We start from the raw sequence: 2,178 nt of genomic DNA on the forward strand, positions 1-2,178 counted from the left end.
CAAACTCCGCTACGAAACCGGCGACCGCACTATCCAAACTCCGCTACGAAACCGGCGACCGCACTATCAGCATCGCCTCCATCACCGACCAAGCCCTCGACGCCTACCTCACCCAACGCGGCTGCTAGCTAGCCGTGCTAGCTGAGATAGCAACGCCCTCTCAACTGGGCCAAACTCGGCTGCTCTTCCCTAGCTCGCAATCCTGGTGAACGTGGTGGGGGTCTCGGTCAAGGCCACGCCGCTGCGCGGTCGACACGGCCGAGCCCTGACAGACACCCCCACCACGCACAAGAGCGGCCAGTACGAGGAAGGGGACCGGGCCTAGTTCCCTGCAACCCAGCGCGACTCAGCACACAAGACCGTTCAACGGGGCAATGACACGCTGATCTGTCGCATTCGCATTGCTCAGAATCCAGCCGAAGGCTATTTCGGCGAAAGCTTTGTGCCTTCCGCCCGGCCGACGGCGCATGTCGGTCTGCCAGTCGTCAGTGCTGACCTCGTTTACCGCGACCCTCAGTCGAGGCGCCGCCGTCGAGCGGAGTCGGCCCAGCCCGCCGCCTGACCCAAACTCAGGTGTCACACCGGTCGCATATAACCGCGTGTCGCTATCAGTTACGGATTGTCTGGGCTGGCAGAGTTCCACTCATGGCTCAGCCGCATAAAGGTGATCGTGCCCAGATCATGACGCGCCCCCCTCGGACGGTCTACGACATCGTCAAGCAAAGGGCGGCCCAGCTCGGCATTCCGATGGGTCAGTACGTCGCCGATCTGCTAGCTGAGCACGTCGGTCACCCTGAGCTTGTTCTCGAACTCAATAAGTCCAGGGAGGAATTGCCGCTGGCGATGTGAACGCCGTACGAGCCCGGAGCTGCCGGACACATCAGCCTGGGCCGACACGTGACATCTGAATAGCTGGTGTGCGGATCTCCCGCTGAATGACGAAGGCCCCGCCTTAGGCGGGGCCACGTCTAGAGATTCAAACCGAGTTGGCGCTCGGTTCAGGGCTCTCCGCACCCCTTCCCCGAAGGGACTGTCTTGGTGGACAGCTCTCACGGTAGCGCACGTCTGTCTCCGGTTCTAGATGACGCGCACCGTGATTTATCGAATCGTCATCTTCGCCCACATAGCTACCGCGGTTGCACTGCGGCTCGCCCGCGCCGCGGGGTGGTCCGCACGCGCCCGACACGGGCGCTGCGGTTGGTGTCCCCGGCCGGGCACCGCGCACTCCCCGGCACTGCCCCACAGGGCGGGCGTGGGCCGGCGATCGTGTTGGAGTTGGGGGAGCGGGCCTTCGCGGGTGTGCCGTGCTGGAGCGGGCGCGCGGAGCGATGGACGGTATTCACCGTGCCGGTCGCCTATGACCTGCGCTACGACACGCACGTGCGTCCGGTGCTGGGCGGCAACCAGGTCAGTCGGAAAGCCGTTCTACGTGTCGCTGAGGCCCGCGCGCGGTACGCCGAGTACGGCACCGGCCGTGGCAGCCGGCCGTCCAATGAGCGGTTGGCCGCGGACACCGGCTACAGCGTGCGTACGGTGCAGCGCGCCGATGTGGCGTTGCGGTTGTTGGGGGTGGCCACCGAGGTGCTGCGCGGGCGCCAACGCACCCGCACCGAACGGTTGGCGTCGTGGCGGGTGGGTGACCGTGGCCGGGGGTGGGCCTCGGTGTGGGCGTTGCACGACGACGCGGAGTTGGCCCGTCAGGTATCAGCGCTGTCACCCCATCCCAGAGGGTCTTCTGTTAGATCTTCTTCCTCTCGTAGAAAGGTGGTTACTACCGGTCGCCGCCGCCCTGCGGGCGTGGAAAAGCCAGCTAGGACAACGGGGGGTGGCCCGGATCCGGGGGGGACGCGGTTGGCGGTGGCGTGGCGGGCCGATCGGGACAGCCCGCGGTGGGCGCACCGGTACACCCCGCAGGCGTGGGCGCGGCTGCTGGCCGGCCCGGCACGGCAGCGGTGGACTGCGCGGGATCTCAACGCGTTGGTCCGCGACTGGATCGGCGTGAAGGGCACCGTGCCCGACAGCCCGCATCGACCGATCGGATTGTTGGGGGCGATGCTGGCCTGGCATGGCGATGACACCGCCCGCCCGGCGGCCCTCGACGACGCCCGGGAGGCCGAAGAACGGGCCGCCGCCCGGGCCCGGGTCGCCGCCCAACACGTGGAGCGCGCCGCCCGCGGC

Annotated in this window: 2 protein-coding genes; both read left to right on the forward strand. The window is 67.4% G+C overall.

The window, feature by feature from the left end; all coding sequences use genetic code 11:
• Window positions 1-645 precede the first annotated feature (645 nt).
• On the forward strand, window positions 646-849 hold the full coding sequence (locus H7J06_RS17485; protein WP_149484112.1) for a toxin-antitoxin system: 204 nt from the start codon (window positions 646-648) through the stop codon (window positions 847-849).
• A 495-nt stretch (window positions 850-1,344) separates the two neighbouring features.
• Window positions 1,345-2,178 (forward strand): helix-turn-helix domain-containing protein (locus H7J06_RS17490; protein ID WP_264040279.1); only part of this gene is annotated, 834 nt, incomplete at its 3' end.

It is taken from the genome of Mycolicibacterium hodleri (assembly GCF_025822245.1).
Classification (GTDB): Bacteria; Actinomycetota; Actinomycetes; order Mycobacteriales; family Mycobacteriaceae; genus Mycobacterium; species Mycobacterium hodleri.